The 20195-nt window shown below is 75.6% G+C and carries 3 protein-coding genes and 1 pseudogene; all 4 read right to left on the bottom strand.

The genetic code is table 11. The features are described from left to right. Positions 1–9 precede the first annotated feature (9 nt). The 4 genes and pseudogenes from ACTMS9_RS16890 to ACTMS9_RS16905 all read right to left on the bottom strand — a co-directional run bounded on the left by ACTMS9_RS16890 (position 10) and on the right by ACTMS9_RS16905 (position 20126). Positions 10–1290 (bottom strand): LLM class flavin-dependent oxidoreductase, encoded by a 1281-nt coding sequence (locus ACTMS9_RS16890; RefSeq protein WP_441165408.1) that lies wholly within the window; start codon positions 1288–1290, stop codon positions 10–12. A 127-nt stretch (positions 1291–1417) separates the two neighbouring features. Beyond that, complete coding sequence (locus ACTMS9_RS16895) at positions 1418–2008, bottom strand: flavin reductase family protein (RefSeq protein WP_441147865.1); 591 nt, start codon at positions 2006–2008, stop codon at positions 1418–1420. 20 nt (positions 2009–2028) lie between these two features. After that, positions 2029–3375: pseudogene (locus tag ACTMS9_RS16900) on the bottom strand (type I polyketide synthase); the annotation flags it as partial. Positions 3376–3401: 26 nt separating this feature from the next. After that, the gene (locus ACTMS9_RS16905; protein WP_441165409.1) at positions 3402–20126 is read right to left on the bottom strand and encodes a type I polyketide synthase; all 16725 of its coding nucleotides are present in this window, start codon (positions 20124–20126) and stop codon (positions 3402–3404) included. Positions 20127–20195: the final 69 nt, after the last annotated feature.

Below are 20195 nucleotides of genomic sequence, written 5' to 3' on the forward strand. Positions count from 1 at the left end.
CGGCGGTGGTCAGTCGTCGTCGTCGTCGCCGTAGAGCGACATCTCCGGGGCGATGACGAAGTCGGAGACGTCCTTGCTCTGCCGCTTGACCCGGCCCAGGGCCGCCTTGACGGCGACGTCGAGCCGGTCCCGCTTGGCGGCCTCGCGGGCCTCCCGGCGGTCGACGAACTCCGGCATCACCTCGCGGGCGAACAGCTCCAGCGACTCCATGATGTGCTCGTGCTTGTTCTTGCCGATCTGCACCGAGAAGATGATCTGGTCGACGCCGACGGACTCGTACCGGCGGATGATGTCGGCGATCTGCGCCGGCGTGCCGATGCCCCGGCGCAGCTGCCCGACCTGGTCCATCATGGCCTGCGACTCGGCCGACTGGAGGTCCTTCTCGTCCGGCACGATCGCGTCCCGGGTGAAGCCCATGCTCTCCCGGGCGTCCTGGAAGCCCTGCCAGATGTCGGTCACGCCCGGCTGGTGCTGACCGGTGATGTAGTAGTGCATCAGGGCGTACGAGAAGAAGTAGGCGCCCTCCAGCCCGCGGTCGAGGGCGACCTCCTCGTCCTCGTGGCACATGAACGGCAGCACCATGGCGACGTTGGCGTTGACCGCCTGGCCGATCGGGACGCAGTCGTCCGACTCCAGCGTCCGGTAGTAGGCCTCGACCCACTCCTCGGCCTCCTCCGGGTTGACGAAGGAGAAGGCGAGCGCGCCCATGCCCTCGCGGGCCGCATCCTGGATGCTCTCCCGGCGGGTGCAGGCCCGCCACAGCGGCGGGTGCGGCTTCTGCTTCGGCTTGGGGATGACGTTGCGGACGGGCACGTCGACCCACTTGCCCTTGTGGCCGGTGAACGGGGTCTCGGTCATCATCCGGATGACCACCTCGAGCGCCTCGTGCCACTGATCCTGCTTGTCCGCCAGCTCGATGCCGAAGGCGCCCACCTCCAGCTGGGAGCTGCCCTGGCCGGAGCCGAAGTCCACCCGGCCGCCGGAGATCAGGTCCAGCATGGCCAGCCGCTCGGCGATCCGCACCGGGTGGTTCACCGCCGGCGGCATGTGGATGATGCCGTGCGCGAGCCGGATGTTCTTGGTCCGGGCCGCGGCGGCGGCGAGGAAGACCTCCGGCGCCGAGGAGTGCGAGTACTCCTCGAAGAAGTGGTGTTCGGTGCCCCAGGCGTAGTCGAAGCCGAGCCGGTCGGCCAGCTCGATCTGCGCCAGCGCCTCCTGGAACAGGCGTTCCTCGCTGTCCTCGGCCCACGGCCGGGGAAGTTGGTGGTGATAGGTCAAGCCGAAGCGCATGCGTTCCTCCGCGTGACGAGAAGCTGCCCGGTGGCCATGACGCTAGGGCCGCGGCCGCCGGATCCGGCCTGGCGGAGGCCGTAATCAGGGGGCCGGCGGGGCCCGTTCAGGGGTCGGCCGGCGCGGCCTAGGGGGTGCCCGGGACGGCGGGCGCGGTGCCGCCTGCGGCCAGCACCGATCCGGGTACGACGGGGGCCGGCGGGACGGCCGGGGCGGGACGGCGGAACCCGGCGAGGAAGAACAGCAGCGGGTCGGCGTCGCCGTCGACCACCTCCAGGTCGCGTACCCGGCCGACGGCGATGACGTGGTCCCCGCCCGGGTACTCCGCCTCCACGGTGCACTCCACCCAGGCCAGCGAGCCGGGCAGCCGGGGTGAGCCGGTCACCGGGCCGGGCGTCCAGTCCACCCCGGTGAACTTGTCGACGGCCCGGCTGGCGAAGGTCCGGCACAGCCCCTCCTGCTCGGCGGTCAGGATGTTCACCCCGAACGCGCCCCGGGCGCGGATCAACGGCCAGGAGCGGGAGGTGCGGGACACCGAGAAGGAGACCAGCGGCGGGTCGAGGGAGAGCGAGACGAACGACTGGCAGGTGAAACCGACCGGGCGTACCCCGTCGCCGGCGGCGGTGATGATGGTGACCCCGGTGCAGAAGAGTCCGAGGACGTGCCGGAAGGCGCCGGGGTCGACCCGGCCCGCCGTGGTGCCCGTACGCGATGTCATCGCTCTCCCGCCCGTCAGCCCGGCGCCGGCGCCGGGGCGTCCCCGCCCTCGGCCGGCGCCTCTTCGAGGATCACGTGTGCGTTGGTGCCGCTGATGCCGAAGGAGGACACGGCGGCCCGGCGCGGCCGGCCGGTCTCCGGCCAGGGCCGGGCCTCGGTCAGCAGCTCCACCTGCCCGGCCGACCAGTCGACCTGCGGGGTGGGCGCGTCGACGTGCAGCGTGGCGGGGAGCAGCCCGTGCCGCATGGCGAGCACCATCTTGATCACTCCGGCGACCCCGGCGGCGGCCTGGGTGTGCCCGAGGTTCGACTTGACCGACCCCAGCCAGAGCGGCTCCCCCGCCCGGTCCCGCCCGTACGTGGCCAGCAGCGCCTGGGCCTCGATCGGGTCGCCGAGCCGGGTGCCGGTGCCGTGCGCCTCCACCGCGTCCACGTCGGCCGGTCGCAGCCCGGCGCTGTCGAGGGCCTGGCGGATGACCCGCTGCTGGGCGGGCCCGTTGGGCACGGTGATGCCGCTGGACGCGCCGTCGGAGTTCACCGCGGCGCCCCGGATCACGGCGAGGATCCGCCGGCCGTTGCGGCGGGCGTCGGAGAGCCGTTCCAGCACCAGCAGGCCGCTGCCCTCCCCCCAGCCGGTGCCGTCGGCGGCGGCGGCGAACGACTTGCATCGGCCGTCCGGGGCGAGCCCGCGCTGGGAGCTGAAGTAGACGAACGTCTCCGGGGTGGACATCACGGTGATGCCGCCGGCCAGTGCGAGGGTGCACTCCCCGGAGCGCAGCGCGTGGCCGGCCAGGTTCAGCGCGACCAGCGAGGACGAGCAGGCGGTGTCCAGCGAGACGGACGGCCCCTGCAGGCCCAGCGTGTAGGAGATCCGGCCGCTGGTGATGCTGCCGCCGCCGTCCGCGCCGTCGTAGTCGTGGTACATCACCCCGCAGTACACGCCGGTGCGGCTCTCCTTGAGCGAGAGCGGGTCGATGCGCGCGTGCTCCAGGGCCTCCCAGGCCGTCTCCAGGATCACCCGCTGCTGCGGGTCGATGTCGCGGGCCTCCCGGGGGGAGATGCCGAACAGGTCGGCGTCGAAGTCGGCGGCGTCGTGCAGGAACGCGCCCTCCCGGGTGACGGTCCGGCCGGGGCGGCCGGGCTCCGGGTCGTACAGGGCGTCGGTGTCCCAGCCGCGGTCGGTGGGGAACGGGGTGACCGCGTCCCGGCCCTGGGCCAGCAGCTCCCAGTAGCTCTCCGGGGAGTCCACGCCGCCGGGCAGCCGGCAGGCCATCCCGACGACGGCGATCGGTTCGTCGGCGGCCTGGGCGAGCCGGGCGTTCTCCTGCCGGAGCCGGTCGTTCTCCAGCAGCGAGGTCCGCAGCGCCGCGACGATCTGGTCGGTGTCCACGCCGCTCACCGGTGCGCTCCGTTCGGGTCGGCGCCGCCGAGGGCGGCGCGGACCAGGTCGTCCACCGCCATGTTCCGGATCTCCTCGCTGCGGTCGGCGGCGGCGGGCGCCGCGCTGGGCGGGGGTTCGACGCCCGGCGCGGTGAGCCGCAGCAGGGCGTCGAGCAGGCCCGCCTCGCGCAGCGCGTCCAGCGGGATGGTGGCCAGCCGTCGGCGTACGTCGTCCTCGTCCTCGGCGTCCGCCGGCCCGGCGGGCGCGTCGGCGGACGGCCCGACCGGCACCTCCTCGGCGAGTTCCTCGCGCAGCAGCCGCGCCACCTCGGCCGGGGTCGGGTGGTCGAACATCAGCGTGGCGGCGAGCCGCAGCCCGGTCGCCGCGCTGAGTCGGTTGCGCAGCTCGATGGCGGCCAGCGAGTCCAGACCGAGCTCGGTGAAGCCCCGGTGGACGTCGATCTCGCCCGGTTCGGCGTGCCGGACGGCGGCGACGTGGCCGCGGACCAGGTCCAGCAGCATCCGCTGCCGGCCCTCCTCGGGCAGCGCGGCGAGGCGCTGGACGAGGCTGCCCTCGTCCACCGGGGCCGCCGGCGCCTCGGCGGTGGCGGCCGGGGTGGCCGCCGGGGCGGGCCGGCGACCGGCGGCGGCGCGGGCGACGTCGCGCAGCTTGGCCGGGATCTCGGTGCCGGTCGGGTCGGGGCGCAGCGGCACCAGCACCGGCTCGTCGACCCGCAGCGCCTGGTCGAACAGGGCGAGGCCGTCGGCCGGTGACAGCGCCGGCATGCCCATCGCGGCGAGCCGCCGGGTCACCCCGGGGTCCGTGCCGCCGGCCAGGCCGGCGCCCTCGCCCCACAGGTTCCAGACCAGCGAGGTGGCGGGCAGCCCCATCGAGCGGCGGTGCCGGGCCAGCGCGTCGAGGAAGCTGTTCGCCGCCGCGTAGTTGCCCTGCCCGGCCGGGTCGAGCAGGCCGGCCACCGAGGAGAACAGGACGAACGCGGTCAGTTCCCGCTCCTCGGTCAGCTCGTGCAACGCCCAGGCGGCGTCCACCTTGGGCGCCAGCACCGCGGTGAGCCGGTCCGGGGTGAGCGAGGTGAACAGCGCGTCGTCGAGCACGGCGGCGGCGTGCACCACGGCCGTCAGCGGCTGCGGCAGCCCGTCGACCAGCGCCGCCAGGGCCTTCGGGTCGGTGACGTCGCAGGCGGCGACGGTCACCTCGGCGCCGAGCGCGGCCAGCTCGTCGCGCAGCCGCGCCGCGCCCGGGGTGTCCGGGCCGCGCCGGCTGACCAGCGCCAGGTGCCGCACGCCGTGCGTGCCGACCAGGTGCCGGGCGACCAGGGCGCCGAGGCCGGTGGTGCCGCCGGTGACCAGCACCGTGCCGTCGGGCCGCCAGGGCGACGGGGGCAGCTCGGTCGGCACCGGGACGGGAGCCAGCCGGGGCACCTTCACCTGGTTGCCGCGTACGGCGACCTCCGGCTCGGGCAGCGTGACCACGGCCGGCAGCATCCGCAGGCTGGCCTCGTCGGAGTCGAGGTCGACCAGCATCAGCCGGTCCGGGTTCTCGGCCTGCGCGGCGCGGAGCAGGCCCCAGACGGGGGCGACGGTCAGGTCGAGGTGCCCGCTGTCGTCGTCGGCCGCGAACCAGGTCAGCACCACCAGCCGGGTGGCGGCGAACCGCTCGTCGGCGAGCCAGGCCCGGGTGGTCTCCAGCACCCCGGCCAGGCCGTCGCGGACCGCCTCGGGCACCTCGCCGTCCGCCGGCTCGACCGGCAGGAACACCACATCGGGTACGCCGCCCGTCGCGGCCGCCGCGGCCAGCGCCGCCAGGTCCGGGTACGCGGGCACGTCCGCGCGGCCGAGGTCGACCTCGCCGCCGAGCACCGCCCACCGCCCGGGTACGGCCTCGGCGGCCTCGCCCAGCGGCAGTTGGGGCCAGTCGACCCGGAACACCGAGTCGAGGTGGCGGGTGCCGGTCATCGCCGCTCCGGCGGCCACCAGCCGGTCCGCGGTGACCGGCCGGACCACCAGCGACTCGACGGTGGCGACCGGGGTGCCGGTGGTGTCGGCCAGGTCCAGGCGGACCGCCTCGGAGCCGGCGCTCTCGTCGGAGTTGGTCCAGTTGATCCGTACCCGCAGGCGGCTGCGGCCGCCGGAGTGCAGCCGTACCCCGGTCCAGGAGAACGGCAGCTGGCCGGCACCGATGTCCTGCGGCTTGCGCCCACCGAGGAAGTCGGTGGCGCTGAGCGCGGCGTCGAGCAACGACGGATGCAGCCGGTACGCGGCCGCGTCCTGCCGGGCCCCGTCGGGGAGCGCCACCTCGACGAAGAGGTCCCGGCCGCGCAGCCAGACGGCACGCAGCCCGCGGAACATCGGCCCGAAGTGGTAGCCCTGCGCGGTGAGGTAGTCGTAGACGCCGCTGATGTCGACCGGCTGGGCGTCGGCCGGCGGCCACTGACCCACGCCGACGCCGAACTCCTCCGGGTTGACCGGCGGCGCGTTCTCGGTGGCGAGCCAGCCGGTGACGTGCCGGGTCCAGCCCACCTCCGGCGGGGCGTCGTCGAACCGGGACCAGATGGCGATGCTCCGCCGGTTGCCGGCGTCCGGCTCCCCCACCACCACCTGGACGGCCGCGCCGCCGTGGTCGGGCAGCGGCATCAGCTGCTCGATGATCAGTTCCTCGACCACGTCGCAGCCGACCTCCTCGGCGGCCCGCAGGGCCAGCTCGACGAAGCCGGTGCCGGGGAGCAGCCCCATGCCCATCACGTTGTGGTCGGCCAGCCAGGCGTGGGTGTCGAGGGCGAGCCGGCCGGTGAGCACGACCCGGCCGCCCTGCGGCGCCACCATGACGGCGCTGAGCAGCGGGTGGTCGGCGTCGCGCTGGCCGTGCCCGGCGGCGTCGCCCGCTCGGGTCTTCGGGGCGTTCAACCACAGGTGCCGCCGCTCGAACGGGTACGTGGGCAGGTCGACCCGGGCGCCGCCGCCGAGGACCTCCGTCCAGCGGACCGGGGTGCCGGTGACGTGCAGCCGGGCCAGGGCGTCGAGCAGCTGGGTCACCTCGGGCCGGTCCCGGCGCTGGGCCGGCGCGACGACGGTGTCGGTCACGACGCCCTCGATCATCGGGGTGAGCGCGGCGTCCGGGCCGAGTTCCAGGAACGTGGTCGCTCCCGCCTGGTGCAGGGCGGTGATGCCGTCGGCGAAGCGCACGGCCTCGCGGACGTGGCGCACCCAGTAGTCGGGGTCGGTCAGCTCGCTGCTGGCCAGGGCGCCGGTCAGATTGGACACGACCGGGAGTTGCGGCTCGGTATAGGTCAGCTCTGCCGCCACAGCACGGAAGTCGTCGAGCATCGGGTCCATCAGCCCGCTGTGGAAGGCGTGACTGACCCGCAGGCGAGTCGTCTTGCGGCCAAGGTTGGTGAAGTGCTCGGCGACCGCGAGCACGGCGGCCTCCGGGCCGGAAATCACCACCGACCGGGGGCCGTTGACGGCGGCGACGTCCACACTGCCAACTGCCGCGAGACCGCCACCATGACCCGTGCCCGTGTCGATGGCCGCGCCCTGGCCGACGCCGTCCTCGATGCCGGTGACGGCGACCGGACCAGTGCCGGTGCCGGTGCTGGTGCCGGTGCCGGTGCTGGTGCCGGTGCCGGTGCCGGTGCCGGTGCCGGTGCTGGTCCCGTTGCCGTTAGCCGCGACCGAATCAGAGCCAGTGCCAGTGCCGTTGCCGTTGCCGTTGCCGTTGCCGTTGCCGTTGCCGTTGGAGTCTGAGTCGTTTACGACATCAGCTCCAAAGGATCCGACCACCACACCCGACCCCGCCAGCGCCGCCCGCACCTCCTCCTCCGACGCCCGCACCGCCACCATCGCCCCACCAGCCGGCAACGCCTGCATCAACCGACCCCGCGCAGCGACCAAACTTGCGGCATCCGGCAACGACAACACCCCCGCGACGTGCGCCGCGGCCAACTCACCGATCGAATGCCCCGCCACGAAATCCGGCCGCACACCCCACGACTCCACCAGCCGGAACAACGCCACCTCAACCGCGAACAAGCCAGCCTGCGCATAACCCGTCCGCCGGATCAGCTCCTCGTCATCACCCCAGACCACCTCACGCAACGGCCGATCCAGATGCGCGTCCAACTCCGCCACCACCGCGTCGAAGGCCGCCGCGAACACCGGGAAGGCGGCATGCAGCTCACGGCCCATCCCGAGGCGCTGCGCGCCCTGACCGGTGAAGACGACCGCCGTCCGGCCGCCGGAGCGCGCGAGGCCGGTGACCACGCCGGTGGCGACCTCCCCGGCCGCCAGGGCGGCCAGGCGGGCGGTCAGTTCGTCCCGGTCCGTGCCGAGCACCACGGCCCGGTGCTCCAGGGCGGCCCGGCCGGTGGCCAGGGACCAGGCGACATCCCGGTCGGCCAGGTCGTCCCGGCCGTCGAGGTGGGCGGCCAGCCGCTCCGCCTGGGCCCGCAGCGCCCGGTCGGTACGCCCAGACAGCAGCCACGGCCGCACCGGCGCCGGCTGGGCGTCACCGGCCGGCGGGTCGGCGGGACGGTCCGGACCGGCGAGGTCCGCCGGCGCCTCCTCGATGATCATGTGAGCGTTGGTGCCACTGAGCCCGAACGACGAGACCGCCGCCCGGCGGGGGCGTCCCTGCGCCGGCCACTCCCGCGGCCGCGTCAGCAGCTCCACCGCACCGGAGGACCAGTCCACTTCATCGGAGGGGGCGTCGACGTGCAGCGTCGCCGGCATCAGCCCGTGCCTCATCGCCTGCACCGCCTTGATCACCCCCGCCACGCCGGCGGCCGCCTGGGTGTGCCCGAGGTTGGACTTGACCGACCCGAGCCACAGCGGACGGTCCCGCTCCCGGCCGTACGTGGCGAGCAGGGCCTGCGCCTCGATCGGGTCGCCGAGTGCGGTGCCGGTGCCGTGCCCCTCGACGAGGTCCACCTCGGCCGGGGCGAGCGCGGCGGCGGCCAGGGCGGCCTCGATGACCCGCTGCTGGGAGGGGCCGTTCGGGGCGGTCAGCCCGTTGGACGCGCCGTCCTGGTTGATCGCCGACCCGCGCACCACGGCCAGCACGGGGTGGCCCTTGCGCCGGGCGTCGGAGAGGCGTTCCACCAGCAGCAGTCCGATCCCCTCGGACCAACCGGTGCCGTCGGCGCCGTTCGCGTACGCCTTGCACCGGCCGTCCGGGGCGAGGCCCCGCTGCCGGCTGAAGTCGACGAAGACGTCCGGTGTCGGTAGCACCGTCACGCCGCCGGCCAGCGCCATCTCCACCTCGCCCTGGCGCAGCGCCTGGCAGGCGATGTGCAGCGCGACCAGCGACGAGGAGCAGGCCGTGTCGATGGTGACCGCCGGCCCCTCCAGACCCAGCGCGTACGCCACCCGCCCGGAGGCGATGCTGGCGCCGCTGCCGCCGCTGAGGTACGCCGCGATCTCCTCGGGCACGTGCTGCTGCACCCGGCTGCCGTACTCGGTGTACATGACGCCGACGTAGACGCCGGTGCGGCTGCCCCGCATCGAGGCGGGGTCGATGCCGGCCCGCTCGAACGCCTCCCAGGCGCCCTGGAGCAGCAGCCGCTGCTGCGGGTCCATGGCGAGCGCCTCACGCGGCATGATGCCGAAGAACTCCGGGTCGAACTCGGCCGCGTCGTGCAGGAACCCGCCGGTCTTGACGTACGTCTTCCCGGCCGCGCCGGGCTGCGGGTCGTAGACCGCCTCGACGTCCCAGCCCCGGTCGACCGGGAACTCGGAGATCGCGTCGCGCTCCTCCACCAGCAACCGCCACAGGTCGTCGGCGGAGCGCACCTCGCCTGGGTAGCGGCAGTGGATCGCGACGATGGCGATCGGGTCGTCGTCGGGCGCGGCCGGGGCGGTCGGGGCGAGCACCGGTGCGGCGGCGGGGGCGGCCCCGACCAGCCGGTCGGCGAGGAAGCGCGCGGCGGCGTCGGCGGTCGGGTGGTCGAAGACCAGGGTGGCGGGCAGCCGCAGACCGGTCGCCTCGTTGAGGGCGTTGCGCAGCTCGACGGCGGCGAGCGAGTCGAAGCCGAGGTCCTTGAACGCCCGATCGGGGGCGACCGCCTCGACGCCGGAGTGCCCGAGCACCGCCGCCACCCGGGCGCGAACGAGTTCGACCAGGATGCGGTGCCGTTCCGCCTCGGTGACACCGGCGAGCCGTTGGGCCAGGCCGCTGGCCGTGCCGCCGCCGCTGGTCGTACCGGCGGCGGCGCGCCGGGTGGGGGCGGTGACCAGGCCCCGCAGCAGGGTCGGCACGTCGCCGCGGGCCCGGACGGCGGCCGGGTCGACGCGCAGCGGCACGACCAGCGGTTCGCCGGTCGCCACGGCGGCGTCCAGCAGGGCGAGGCCGTCGTCGACGCCGAGCGCCGGCAGGCCGAGCCGGCGCACCAGGGCGACGTCGTCGGCCGAGGCGTTGCCGAGGTCCCAGAGGCCGAAGGCGACCGCGGTGGCGGGCAGGCCGGCGGCGGCCCGGTGGGCGGCGAGGGCGTCCAGGAAGACGTTCGCGGCGGCGTAGTGCCCCTGCCCGGCGGCCAGCACCAGGCCACCGGCGGAGGAGAGCAGCACGAACGCGTCGAGCGGCAGGTCCCGGGTCAGCTCGTGCAGGTGCCAGGCGCCGTCCACCTTGGGCGCCAGCACCGGGTCGAGCCCGTCCGGGTCGAGGTCGGCGACCAGGCCGGCGCCGGGTACGCCGGCGGCGTGCACCACGGCGGTGAGCGGGTGCTCGGCGGGGACGGCGGCGAGCACGGCGGCGACGGCGGCGCGGTCGGTGACGTCGCACGCGACGACGGTGACCTCGGTCGCGCCGAGCGCGCGCAGCTCGTCGTGGAGCGCCGCCGCGCCGGGCGCGTCGGTGCCGCGTCGGCTGGTGAGCACGATCCGGCGTACCCCGTGGGTGGTCACCAGGTGCCGGGCGATCAGCGCACCGAGCCCGCCGGTGCCGCCGGTGACCAGAACGGTGCCGTCCGGGTTCCAGCCGGGCGCGCCGTCGGCGGGGCGCAGCCGGGCCAACCGGGGCACGCTCACCCGGCCGGCGCGGACCGCCGCCTCGGGTTCGGCGGCGGCGACGGCGGCGAGCAGCCGCGCGGAGTCGGCGCTGCCATCGGTGTCGAGCAGGCCGAACCGGCCCGGCTGTTCGCCGGCCGCCGCCCGCAGCAACCCCCAGACGGGGGCCTGGGCCAGGTCGACGTCGTCGCCGGTCGCGGTGGCGACGGCCTGCCGGGTGACGACGGTCAGCCGCGCCCCGTCGAGCCGCCCGTCGGCCAGCCAGGACCGCACCGTGCGCAGCGTGTCGCGGGTGACGGCGCGGGCCGCCTCGGCCGGGTCGCCCCCGCCGGTGGGGGCGGCGAGCAGGACCAGGTCCGGGGTGCCGGTCTCCCCCGCGTCGAGCGCCGCGCCGAGCGCGGCCAGATCCGGGTACGCGGGCAGTCCGGTCCCCGGCAGGTCGCCGAGCACGACGGCCCGGCTGGTCGCCGGCTGCACCGACGCCGGGGTCCACTCCAGGCGCAGCAGCGCGCCGGCGCGATCGTCCCGCGCGAGCTGCCCGGCGGAGACCGGCCGGACCAGCAGCGACTCGACGGTGGCGACGGGACGCCCGTCGGGGTCGGCCACCCGGATCCGGCACTCCTCGTCGCCGCGCAGCCGTTCCAGGTGTACGCGCAGCGCGCGGGCCCCGGCGGCGTGCAGGGTGACCCCGGACCAGGAGAACGGCAGCAGCGTCTCGCCGTCCAGCGGACCGTCCTCGCCGAGCTGGTCGGCGTGCATGGCGGCGTCGAGCAGGGCCGGGTGCAGGCCGTACCGCTCGGCGTCCTCGCCCTCGGGGAGCGCGACCTCGGCGAAGACGTCCTCGCCGCGCCGCCAGGCGGCCCGCAGGCCCTGGAACGTCGGGCCGTAGCCGTAGCCGCGGGCGCGCAGCCCCGGGTAGAAGCTCTCCACCGGCAGCGCGGTCGCACCCGGCGGCGGCCACTGGGTGAGGTCCCAGGTGGCCGGGGCGGCGGTCGGCGCGATCGCGCCGGTGGCGTGCAGGGTCCACCCCCCGTCCCCGCCCTCGGGTCGGGAGTGGATCCCGATCTGGCGTACGCCGTTGTCGTCGGGCGACCCGACGATCACCTGGACGGCCACCGCGCCCCGGCCGGGCAGGATCATCGGCGCCCGGTGGGTCAGCTCCTCGACCCGGCCGCAGCCGACGTGGTCACCGGCGCGGACGGCGAGTTCGACGAAGCCGGTGCCGGGCAACAGCACCGCACCGAGGATCTCGTGGTCGGCCAGCCAGCGCTGCCGGTCGACGGCGAGCCGCCCGGTGAGCACCACCCGGTCGGTGTCGGCGGCCGGTACGGCGGCGCCGAGCAGCGGGTGCCCGACCGGATCGAGCCCGACCGAGCCGACGTCGCCGGCGGGCGGCAGCGGGTTCAACCAGTAGCGCCGCCGCTGGAACGGGTACGTGGGCAGGTCGACCGTGCGACCGGTCTGCGGGAGCAGCGTGGTCCAGTCGACGGTGGCGCCGGTGACGTGCAGCCTGGCCAGGGCGCTCAGGGCCTGCCGCTGTTCGTCGTGTCCCCGCCGCAGGCTGGGGATGACGGTGACGTCGTCGGTGAGGATGCCCTCGATCATCGGCGTGAGCGCGGCGTCCGGACCCAGTTCCAGGAACGCCGTGACTCCCGCCTGGTGCAGGGCGGTGATGCCGTCGGCGAAGCGGACCGCCTCGCGCACGTGCCGGACCCAGTAGCCGGGGTCGGTCAGCTCGGAGGTGGCCAGGGCGCCGGTCAGGTTCGAGACCAGCGGGAGCTGCGGCTCGGCGTAGGTCAGGCTCGCCGCGACGGCCCGGAACTCGTCGAGCATCGGATCCATCAACCCGCTGTGGAACGCGTGGCTGACCCGCAGCCGGGTGGTCTTCCGCCCCAGCTTGGTGAAGTGCTCGGCCACGTGCAGCACGGCGACCTCGGGGCCGGAGATGACCACCGACCGGGGACCGTTGACCGCCGCGATGTCCACCCCAGCACCTGCCGCCGGGCCGTTGCCGATGGAGGCTGAATCGTTTACGTCATCAGGTCGGTAGGACACGAAAGAGGCACCCGGATCCGCCAGCGCCGCCCGCACCTCCTCCTCCGACGCCTGCACCGCCACCATCGCCCCACCAGCCGGCAACGCCTGCATCAACCGCCCACGAGCCGCCACCAGACGCGCCGCATCCGACAGCGACAACACCCCGGCCACATGCGCGGCAGCAAGCTCACCAATCGAATGCCCGGCCACGAAATCCGGCCGCACACCCCACGACTCCACCAGCCGGAACAGGGCGACCTCGACCGCGAACAGACCGGCCTGCGCATAACCCGTCCGCCGGATCAGCTCCTCATCATCACCCCAGACCACGTCACGCAACGGCCGATCCAGGTGCGCGTCCAACTCCGCCACCACCGCGTCGAACGCAGCGGCGAACACCGGGAACACCGCGTGCAGCGAGCGACCCATGCCCAGGCGCTGCGCGCCCTGACCGGTGAACAGCACCGCCAGCCGACCGGCCCGGGCCACCCCGGACACCACCGCGGGCCCGGACTCGTCGTCGGCGAGCGCGGCGAGGGCCGGCGACAGCTCCGCCGGGGTCGCGCCGAGCACCACCGCCCGGTGGTCGAAGAGCGCCCGACCGGTCGCCAGGGTCCGGGCCGCGGGTGCCACCTCCGCCGGTTCCATCGACCAGGCGAACTCCGCCAGCCGACCCGCCAGGCTCCGCACCGCCGCCTCGGACCGGGCGGAGAGAAGCCACGGCACCGCCACCGGGGGGCCGGCGGACCCGACCGGGCCGGGGACGTCGCCGGCAGGTACGACCGCCGGGAATTCGTCCGGGGCCTGCTCGATGATCACGTGCGCGTTGGTGCCGCTGATGCCGAACGACGACACCGCAGCCCGGCGCGGATGCCCGTTCACCGGCCACCGGCGCGCCTCGGTCAACAGTTCCACCGCACCGGCGGACCAGTCCACCTGCGGCGACGGCGCGTCCACGTGCAGGGTGGGCGGCAGGACGCCGTGGCGGATCGCGTGGACCATCTTGATGATCCCGGCGACCCCGGCGGCGGCCTGGGTGTGCCCGAGGTTGGACTTGATGGAACCGAGCCAGAGCGGGCGCTCCGCCGGGCGCTCCTGGCCGTACGTGGCGAGCAGCGCCTGCGCCTCGATCGGGTCGCCCAGGGTCGTACCCGTGCCGTGCGCCTCCACCGCGTCGACCTCGGCGGCGCTGACACCCGCCGAGGCGAGCGCGGCCCGGATCACCCGCTGCTGCGACGGGCCGTTCGGCGCGGTCATGCCGTTGGACGCGCCGTCCTGGTTGACCGCCGAACCGCGCACCACGGCGAGGACCGGGTGACCGTTGCGGCGGGCGTCGGAGAGCCGCTCGACCAGCAGGACGCCGACCCCCTCACCCCAACCGGTGCCGTCGGCCGACGCGGCGAACGACCGGCACCGCCCGTCGGAGGAGAGACCGCCCTGCCGGTTCATGTCGATGAAGGTGTCCGGGGTGGACATCACCGTCACGCCGCCGGCGAGGGCCAGCTCGCATTCCCCGGTGCGCAGCGCCTGGATCGCCCAGTGCAGGGCCACCAGCGAAGACGAGCAGGCGGTGTCCACGGTCACCGCCGGCCCCTCCAGCCCGAGCACGTACGCGACCCGCCCGGAGACCACGCTGGTGTGGCCCCCGTTGCCCAGGTAGCCCAGCGCCTCCTCCGGCATCTCGCCGGGCCGGGTCGCCCAGTCGTGGTACATCACCCCGGCGAACACCCCGGTACGCGAGCCGGCCACCGAGTGCGGGTCGACGCCGGCCCGCTCGAACGCCTCCCAGGACGCCTCCAGCATCAGCCGCTGCTGCGGGTCCATGGCGCTGGCCTCGCGGGGGCTGATCCCGAAGAAGTCGGGGTCGAACTGGGCGGCGTCGTAGAGGAAGCCGCCCTCCTTCGTCGAGGTACGCCCCGACCGGCCCGGCTCCGGGTCGTACAGTTCGTCGACGTCCCAGCCCCGGTCGACGGGGAACTCGCCGATGGCGTCCACACCCTCGGCGACCAGCCGCCACAGCTCCTCCGGCGAGCTGACCCCGCCCGGGTAGCGGCAGCTCATGCCGATGATGGCGATCGGCTCGTCGGGGATGGCGCGCACCGCGGTCCGGACCGGCTCGGCCGCCGGGCGCAGGTCGAGCAGCTTCTCGACCAGGTGCCCGGCCAGCGCGCGGGGGTTCGGGTAGTCGAAGACGAGGGTGGCGGTCAGCCGCAGACCGGTGGCCGCGTTGAGCCGGTTGCGCAGCTCCACCGCGGCCAGCGAGTCGAAGCCGATCTCGTTGAACGCCTGCCGGGGCGCGATGGCGTCCGCGCCGCTGTGCCCGAGCACGGCGGCCACCTGGGTACGGACCAGGTCCAGCAGGACCGACGTACGCTCCGCCTCGGTCAGCTCGGCGATCTGACGCGCCAGGGAGAGCTCGACCGGGACGGCACCGGCGGCGGCCCGGGCGGCGGGCCGCCGGGGCGCGCGGACCAGCCGGCGCAGCAACGGCGGCAGCTCGGCGGCCCGCTGCTGCAGATCCGCCAGGTCGAAGTGGAGCGGCGCCAGGAACGCCTCGTCCACGCCGAGCGCGGCGTCGAAGAGGGCGAGGTTCTGCGCGACGGTGAGTTCGCGCAGCCCGAGGCGGCTCACCCGGTGCGCGGCGACGTCGTCCACCCCGGCGCCCATGCCGATGTCCCGGGGCCAGAGCCCCCAGCCGAGGCTGGTGGCGGGCAGCCCGGCGGCCCGGCGGTGCGCGGCGAGGGCGTCCAGGAAGGTGTTGGCCGTCGCGTAGTTGGCCTGCCCGGAGCCGTCGAGGAAGCCGGCGGCCGAGGAGTAGAGCACGAAGGCGCGCAGGTCGGCGGCGCGGGTCAGCTCGTGCAGGTGCCAGGCGGCGTCGGCCTTGGGGCGCAGCACCGCGTCCAGCCGCTGCGGGGTGAGGCCGTCGAACGTGCCGTCGTCGACGATGCCGGCGGCGTGCACGACGCCGGTGAGCGGCTGGTCGGCGGGGACCGTGGCGAGCAGCGCGGCGAGGGCGTCGCGGTCGCCGACGTCGCAGCCGGCGAGGGTGACCTGGGCGCCGAGGGCGGTCAGTTCGTCCCGCAGCGCGGTGGCGCCCGGGGCGTCCGGTCCGCGCCGGCTGGCCAGCAGCAGGTGCCGCACCCCGTGGGTGGTGACCAGGTGCCGGGCCAGCACCGCACCGAGTCCACCGGTCCCGCCGGTGACCAGGACCGTGCCGTCCCAGGCGGCGGGGGCGGCGGCGCGCGGGCGGCGGACGGGCACCAGGCGGGGGGCGAGCAGCCGGCCCTCGCGCAGCGCCACCTCCGGTTCACCGGCGACGGCGGCGCCGGGCAGGGCGGTGGCCGGGGTGGCGGCGTCGAGGTCGAGCAGGAGCAGCCGGCCCGGGTTCTCGGCCTGGGCCGCGCGCAGCAGGCCCCACAGCGGCGCGGTGGTCAGCGCGATCCGGTCCCCCGGCAGCGCCGCCACGGCGTGTCGGGTCACCACGACCAGCCGGGTGTCGGCGAGCCGGTCGTCGGCGAGCACGTCCTGGGCCAGCCGCAGCGCCCGGTGCGCGGCGGCCCGTACGCCGGCCAGGGTCTCGCCGGCCCCGGCGTCGAACGTCGCGACCAGCAGGTCCGGCGCGGCCTCGACGGCCTCCGGACCGGTCAGCACCGGTACGCCGAGCGCGCCGGCCAGCCCGAACGGGTCCGGGCCGACGACGGCGACGGACGCCTCGGCCGACGCGGGCAGCGGTTGCTCGGTCCACTCGACGCGGAGCAGGTCCCCGCCGCCGGTGCCGGCGCCGAGCTGTTCGGCGTCGACGGTGCGGACCAGCAGCGAGCCGACGGTGGCGACCGGCGCGCCGGAGCCGTCGGCCAGCGCGACCCGGACGGTGTCCGGCCCGGTCGCGGTGAGCCGCACCCGCACGGCGGTGGCGCCGGAGGCGTGCAGGGTGAGGTCGTACCAGGTGAACGGCAGGGTGACCCCGGTGGCGGGCTGCGGCAGCGCCAGGTCCAGCGCGTGCAGCGCGGCGTCGAGCAGCGCGGGGTGCAGCCCGTACGCGCCGCCGTCGGTGCTGGACTCGGGCAGCGCCACCTCGGCGAAGACCTCGCCGTCGCGCCGCCAGACCGCGCGCAGGCCGTGGAAGGCCGGCCCGTAGCCGTAGCCCTGTTCGACCAGGCCCGGGTAGAAGTCGGTGACGTCGACGGCTTCCGCGTCGCGCGGTGGCCATCGGGTCAGGTCGTCGTCGCGGGTCGGTACGGCGCCGGCCGGGGCGAGCACCCCGCTGGCGTGCCGGGTCCAGTCGCCGCCGGCCGGGGCGTCCTCGCGGCGGGAGTGGAACTCCACGGTCCGCCGCCCGTCGGTGTCGGGCGGGGTGACCACGACCTGGAGCGCGACCCCGGTGTCCTCCGGCAGGACCAGCGGCGCCTCCAGGGTCAGCTCCTCGACCAGGGCGCAGCCGACCTGGTCGCCGGCGTACGCGGCCAGTTCGACCAGCGCGGTGCCGGGCACCAGGTTGACCCCGCCGATGACGTGGTCGGCCAGCCACGGGTGGGAGCGGCGGGACAGCCGGCCGGTGAGCACCGTGCCGTCCTCGGTGGCCAGGTGCAGCAGCGCGCCGAGCAGCGGGTGGTCGGCGACGAGCTGCCCGATCCCGGACGCGTCGCCGGTGGCGGGCGGGGAGGTCAGCCAGTAGTGCCGGTGCTGGAAGGCGTAGGTGGGCAGCTCGACGCGGCGGGCGCCGCTGCCGGCGTAGCAGGCCGACCAGTCGACGTCGGCGCCCCGGACGTGTGCCGCCGCGACCGCGGCCAGCACCTCCCGCTCCTCGTCGTGGTCGCGGCGCAGGGCGGCGACGAACGCGCGGTCACCGTCGGGCGCGACGCACTCCTGCGCCATCGCGGTGAGCACCGCGTCGGGCCCGAGTTCGAGGTACGTGTCGACGCCGGCGGAGTCGAGGAAGGCGATCCCGTCGGCGAACCGGACCGGCTGCCGCACGTGCCGCACCCAGTAGTCGGGGGTGCACAGGTCGGCGCCGGCGAGCGCGCCGGTGACGTTGGAGACCACCGGGACGCGCGGCTGCTCGTACGCGACCAGCTCGGCGACCCGGCGGAACTCGTCGAGCATCGGCTCCATCAGCGGCGAGTGGAAGGCGTGGCTGACCCGCAGCCGCTTGGTGCGCCGGCCACGGCCGGCGAGTTCGGCGGCGATCCGCAGCGTCTCGTCCTCGACGCCGGAGATCACCACGGCGGCCGGGCCGTTGACGGCGGCGAGGTCGACCCCGTCGACCAGCAGCTCGCGGACCTCGTCCTCGGCGGCGGCCACCGCGACCATCGCGCCGGCCGACTCCAGCTCCTGCATGAGCCGGCCCCGGGCGGCGACCAGCATGGCGGCGTCGGGCAGCGAGAAGACCCCGGCCGCGTGGGCGGCGGCCAGTTCGCCGATGGAGTGCCCGGCGACGAAGTCCGGCCGCAAACCCCACGACTCGACGAGTCGGTAGAGCGCGGTCTCGACGGCGAAGAGCGCCGGCTGGGCGTACCCGGTCTGGTCGAGCAGCGCCGCTTCGTCGGTGCCCTCGGCGGCGAAGAGCACGTCCCACAGCGAGTGGTCCAGTTGCAGGTCGAGGTGGCCGATCGCCTCCTCCAGCGCGTCGGCGAAGACCGGGTACGCGGCGTGCAGCCGGCGGCCGGTGCCGAGGCGCTGGCTGCCCTGGCCGGTGAAGAGCAGGGCCAGCCGGCCGCCGGTGGCGGTGCCCCGGATCAGCCCGGGGGCCGGGTCACCGGCGGCGAGGGCGCGCAGTCCGGCGCGTACCTCGTCGGTGTCGCGGGCCAGCAGCACCGCGCGGTGGGTGAGGGCCGCGCGGCCGGTGGCCAGCGACCAGCCCAGGTCGACCAGCTGCGGTGGCGGGCCGGCGGGGTCGGTGGCGTCGAGCAGCCGGGCCGCCTGGGCGGGCAGCGCCGGCGCGGTCCGGGCCGAGACGACGACCGGGCGCAGCGCGGCGGCGACGGGCGGCCCCGGGTGCGGCGCCGGTGCCGGCACGGCCGGCGGCGGCTCCTCGACGATGACGTGCGCGTTGGTGCCGCTGACCCCGAACGACGAGATGCCGGCGCGGCGCGGGGCGCCGTCGGCGGGCCAGGGCCGGGCCTCGGTGAGCAGTCGCACGGTGCCGGTGGACCAGTCGACGTGCGGGGTCGGTGCGTCCACGCCGAGGGTGCGGGGCAGGGTGCCGTGCCGCATCGCCATCAACACCTTGATCAGCCCGGCGGCCCCGGCGGCGGCCTGGGCGTGGCCGAGGTTGGACTTGATCGAGCCGAGCCAGAGCGGGGCGTCGGCCCGGTGCGCCCGCCCGTACGTGGCGATCAGCGCCTGCGCCTCGATCGGGTCGCCGAGGGTGGTGGCGGTGCCGTGCGCCTCCACCGTGTCCACCTCGGCGGGGGTGAGCCCGGCGTCGGCCAGCGCCTGCCGGATGACCCGCTGCTGGGCCCGGCCGTTCGGGGCGGTCAGGCCGTTGCTGGCGCCGTCGGAGTTGATCGCGGTGCCCCGGATGACGCCGAGCACGGGGTGGCCGTGGCGGCGGGCGTCGGAGAGTCGCTCGAGGACGAAGAGCCCGACGCCCTCGGCCCAGGCGGTGCCATCGGCAGCGGCGGCGAACGGGCGGCAGACGCCGTCCGGGGCGAGCCCGCGCTGGCGGCTGAACGAGGTGAACGCGCCGGGGTTGACCAGCACCGACGCCGCGCCGGTCAGCGCCAGGGTGCACTCGCCGCGTTGCAGCGAGCGGACGGCCAGGTGCAACGCGACCAGCGAGCCCGAGCAGGCGGTGTCGACGGTCAGCGTGGGCCCCTCGGTGCCCAGCACGTACGCCAGCCGACCGGAGACGACGCTGGGCGAGTTGCCCGTCATCAGGTAGCCGTCGAGGCCGTCCGGGGCCTCGTGCAGCCGCATGCCGTAGTCCTGCGGGTCGGCGCCGATGAAGACGCCGGAGCGGCTGCCGCGCAGCGACTGCGGGTCGATGCCGGCCCGTTCCAGGGCCTCCCAGGCGGTCTCCAGCACCAGCCGCTGCTGCGGTTCCATGGCACTGGCCTCGCGGGGGCTGATGCCGAAGAACTCGGCGTCGAAGCCGGCGGCGTCGTCGAGGAAGCCGCCGTGCCGCACGTACGTGGTGCCGGGGTGGTCCGGGTCGGGGTGGTAGAGCCCGTCGAGGTCCCAGCCCCGGTCGGTGGGGAATCCGGTGACCACGGTGCCCTCGTCGGCGACCAGCGCCCAGAGCTGGTCCGGGGAGTTCACCCCGCCCGGGTAGCGGCAGCCGATGCCGACCACGGCGATCGGCTCCTCCTCGGCCGGCGGACGGGCCGGGGCCGGCTCGGACGCCTCCGGCCCCTCGCCCAGCAGCAGGGTGCGCAGGTGGTCGGCGAGGGCGATCGCGGTCGGGTGGTCGAAGCCGACGGTGGGTGGCAGGGTCAGGCCGGTTGCGGCGGTGAGCTGCCGTTGCAGCTGCACCAGTCCGAGCGAGTCCAGGCCCTGTTCGCGCAGCGGCCGGCCGGCGTCGACGGTGTCCGGCGCGTCGTCGGCGCCGATCTCCCGCAGCACGGCCGACGCCTGCGCGCGGACTAGGTCGACAAGGACGCGCGTCTGCTCCGGTCCCGGCAGGCCCGCCAGGCGGGCGACCGACGCGGGCGTTCCCCGGTTCTCCGTACCCTCTTCTGCCACCCGGCCAGAATTACGTTCCGACGGTGCTTTCCGAATCCCCTACCAGCCCCTACCGGTGCCGATCGGGGC

The sequence above is a fragment of the Micromonospora sp. L31 genome, from assembly GCF_052068075.1.
Lineage (GTDB): Bacteria > Actinomycetota > Actinomycetes > Mycobacteriales > Micromonosporaceae > Micromonospora > Micromonospora purpureochromogenes.